This window comes from Sulfitobacter sp. HI0129 (assembly GCF_001635395.1).
Lineage (GTDB): Bacteria > Pseudomonadota > Alphaproteobacteria > Rhodobacterales > Rhodobacteraceae > Sulfitobacter.
This window is the reverse complement of record NZ_LWGH01000619.1, coordinates 1-2,981: the sequence shown is the minus strand read 5'-3', so window position 1 is coordinate 2,981 and position 2,981 is coordinate 1. Positions and strand designations below refer to the sequence as shown.

Annotated in this window: 3 protein-coding genes; all 3 read left to right on the top strand. The window is 63.9% G+C overall.

The annotated features are described in order from the left end of the window. Positions 1-953, top strand: a 953-nt coding sequence (locus tag A3764_RS16180) for an aldehyde dehydrogenase family protein (protein WP_150122236.1), incomplete at its 5' end; no start/stop codon positions are given. A 64-nt stretch (positions 954-1,017) separates the two neighbouring features. Continuing rightward, positions 1,018-2,127, top strand: a complete 1,110-nt coding sequence (locus tag A3764_RS16175) for a carboxylate-amine ligase (RefSeq protein ID WP_067951775.1) — start codon at positions 1,018-1,020, stop codon at positions 2,125-2,127. An 81-nt stretch (positions 2,128-2,208) separates the two neighbouring features. Continuing rightward, the coding region (locus A3764_RS16170) for an acyl-CoA dehydrogenase family protein (RefSeq protein ID WP_067951774.1) at positions 2,209-2,981 on the top strand (773 nt) is incomplete at its 3' end.

Here is a 2,981-nt window from a genome sequence, read left to right as displayed (position 1 = left end):
TGATGCTGGCCGAACTGGCCGAGGAAGCGGGCCTGCCCAAGGGCATCCTGCAGGTGGTCAACGGCGACAAGGAAGCCGTCGACGCGATCCTGCACGACGATGTCATCCAGTCCATCGGCTTCGTCGGCTCCACCCCGATTGCCGAATACATCTATGCGACGGGCTGCGCCAACGGCAAACGCGTGCAGTGCTTCGGCGGCGCCAAGAACCACATGATCGTCATGCCCGACGCCGACATGGATCAGGCCGCCGACGCGCTGGTGGGCGCGGGCTATGGTGCTGCAGGCGAACGCTGCATGGCGATCTCGGTCGCCGTCCCGGTCGGTGAGGAAACCGCCGACCGGCTCATCGAAAAGCTGGTCCCGCGGATCGAAAAGCTGAAGGTCGGGCCCTACACCGCCGGCAATGATGTGGATTACGGCCCCGTCGTGACCGCGGCGGCCAAGGCCAATATCGAACGGCTTGTGCAGACGGGCATCGATCAGGGCGCCGAACTGGTCGTCGACGGACGCGACTTCAAGCTTCAGGGCTACGAGGACGGCTATTTCATCGGCCCGCACCTCTTTGACCGCGCCACCAAGGACATGGACATCTACACGCAGGAAATCTTCGGCCCCGTGCTGACCTGCGTGCGTGCCAAGACCTATGAAGAGGCGCTCGGCCTCGCGATGGACCATGAATACGGCAACGGCACCGCGATCTTCACCCGCGACGGCGACGCCGCCCGTGACTTTGCCAACCGCATCAACATCGGGATGGTGGGCATCAACGTGCCGATCCCGGTGCCGCTGGCCTACCACACCTTCGGCGGCTGGAAAAAATCGGTCTTCGGCGATCTGAACCAGCACGGCCCGGATGCGTTCAAATTCTACACCCGCACCAAGACCGTGACGGCCCGGTGGCCCAGCGGCATCAAGGAAGGCGGCGAATTTTCCATCCCCGTGATGGAATGACCTGAACCGGCCCCGCCGCCCGTCCAAGCAAGACCGGCGGGGCCCCGACCCCGGAGGCCCCGCCATGCAATCTGAATTCACCATAGGCATCGAAGAAGAATACCTGTTGGTGGACAAGGATTCGCTGGCGCTCTGTGCCGCGCCCGACGCGCTGATGGACGCCTGCAAACACGCGCTCGAAGATCAGGTGAGCCCGGAATTCATGCAGTGCCAGATCGAGATCGGCACGCAGGTCTGCGGCGATGTCGCCTCGGCACGGGAAGAACTCCGCCGGTTGCGCAGCACCGTGTCCGAGGTGGCAGGACGCTTCAACCTCGTGCCGATCTCCGCCTCCTGCCATCCGTTTTCGGACTGGAAGCAGCAGGACACCACCGACAAGGAACGCTACGAGTCGCTGGAATCGGAACTGGCGCTCGTGGCACGGCGCATGTTGATCTGCGGGATGCACGTGCATGTCGGGGTGGAGGACGAAGCCCTGCGCGTCGATCTGATGCCGCAGTTTTCGTACTTCCTGCCGCATCTGCTGGCGCTGTCCACCTCCTCCCCCTATTGGCAGGGGGACGATACCGGGCTGGCCTCCTACCGACTGTCGATCTTCGACAACATGCCGCGCACCGGCCTGCCGCCGCGCTTCGACAGTTGGGCGGAATATCAGCGCACCGCCGGCACCCTGATCGACCTCGGCGTGATCGAGGACACCTCCAAGATCTGGTGGGACCTGCGCCCCTCGCATCAGTTCCCCACACTGGAAAGCCGGATCTGCGACACCCAGCCCCGGCTGGAACATACGTTGGGGCTGGCTGCGCTGACGCAGGCGATCATGCGCATGCTGATGCGGCTGCGCGACCGCAACCTGCGCTGGCGCGAATATGACCGGTTCCTGATCTCGGAAAACCGCTGGCGGGCGCAGCGCTATGGCGTGACCGAAGGGCTGATCGATTTCGGCGAGCGGGCGCTCAGGCCTTTTGACGAATTGTTCGATGAACTCGTATCGCTGCTGGCCGAAGACGCAGAGGCGCTGGGGTGTCTGGATGAGATCTGTGCGCTGCGCGATGTCATAGCAAATGGCACCAGCGCCAGCCGCCAGCGCGCCGTCGCCGCCCGCGCGCCCGAAGATGACCGTGGCCCCGCCATCGTGCGCCACCTGATCGAGGAGTTTCACGCCGACCTCTGACAGCTTGTCCCGCGGGAGGGCCGCTGTTACAAATTTAACAACCGTTCAATTAGAGCGGAGCGACCAAGGGAGAGGACCGCGATGGATTTCGCATTGACCGAGGAACAGACCGCAATCTTCGACATGGCCCATGCCTTCGGGCAGGAACATATCGCGCCATATGCCCGCCAGTGGGAAGCCGAAGGCACCATACCCAAGGATCTCTGGCCGCGCATTGCCGAACTGGGGTTCGGCGGGCTTTACGTGTCGGAGGACGCGGGCGGCTCGGGGCTGAGCCGGCTCGACGCGACGCTGGTCTTCGAGGCGCTGTCGATGGCCTGCCCTTCGGTTGCCGCCTTCCTGTCGATCCATAACATGTGCGCCAAGATGCTCGATTCCTTCGCCGATGACGCGTTGAAAGAGCGGATCATGCCGGGCGTGCTGTCGATGGAAACGGTGCTGTCCTATTGCCTGACCGAACCCGGGTCGGGCTCGGACGCCGCAGCACTCAAGACGAAATGCGAACGCACCAACGACGGATACCGCCTGAACGGGACCAAGGCCTTCATCTCGGGCGGCGGCTATTCGGATGCCTATGTCGCCATGGTCCGTACCTCCGACGGTGGCGCGGCGGGGGTATCCTGCGTCTATGTCGAGGACGGCACCGAAGGGCTGAGCTTTGGCGGCCTCGAGGACAAAATGGGCTGGCGCAGCCAACCCACCGCACAGGTGCAATTCGACGACTGCGTGATCCCCGCCGGGAACCTCGTGGGCGAAGAGGGCAAGGGATTCAAATACGCGATGATGGGGCTCGATGGCGGGCGGCTCAATATCTCGGCCTGTTCGCTGGGCGCGGCCCAGACGGCGATGAACGC